2 protein-coding genes are annotated in these 592 nt (G+C 59.0%); both read right to left on the minus strand.

Annotated elements, in window-relative coordinates; translation table 11 throughout:
- The coding region (locus ACLJRU_RS23380; protein ID WP_001550287.1) for a YlcG family protein at positions 1–92 on the minus strand (92 nt) is incomplete at its 3' end.
- Positions 89–592, minus strand: a 504-nt coding sequence (locus tag ACLJRU_RS23385; protein WP_193582407.1) for a recombination protein NinG, incomplete at its 5' end; no start/stop codon positions are given. The genes ACLJRU_RS23380 and ACLJRU_RS23385, both read right to left, overlap by 4 nt.

Genomic DNA, 592 nt, shown 5'->3' on the forward strand with positions numbered 1-592 from the left:
ATGCGGTAGTCAACCAACACCGACCCCGGACGGCGGTAAATACGGAGGCGCTGCCAGCGCATGCGGAGTATCTCGATCAGTTCTGGTTTCATGCGGCCTCCAGCTTTTTTAGCGCACGCAGATCCGCCAGAGCCGCGAGCCTGACTTCCTTCAGCTCCTCGACCGTCCAGCGGTGCGGGGTGTTATTGTTCTCGAGTGCCAGCACCGCCGCCTCACCGTAACGCTCAACCAGCGCGGTACGATATGCTTCGATGTTCCCTGATTTGTAGACGTTGCAGACATCACACTGAAGATGGATGTTGAAGCGAGTGAAGCGCAGATGCCCCGCGGCGGCCGTAGCCCTGTAATGGCCTGCATGCCATGCGAACGCCGTCTTCGTTCCACAGGAGATGCAACCGAGTCCTTCTGCCAGTTCGGTTTCGCGGCAAATGTCATTTACGGCGCGCTGCGTCAAGTCAATCCAGTGCTTCAGCGGCTTAACCGGGGCTTTCCGCTGGCGCCAGGTGGCGCGTTCTTTTTTCTCAGCGGCGCGCTGAAGGGATTGCGCCTTACGTTGCGCGGCTTCGCGAGCTTTTCTGGTTTGTTCTTTGCC

The organism is Salmonella sp. SAL00653 (genome assembly GCF_046552515.1).
Lineage (GTDB): Bacteria > Pseudomonadota > Gammaproteobacteria > Enterobacterales > Enterobacteriaceae > Salmonella > Salmonella enterica.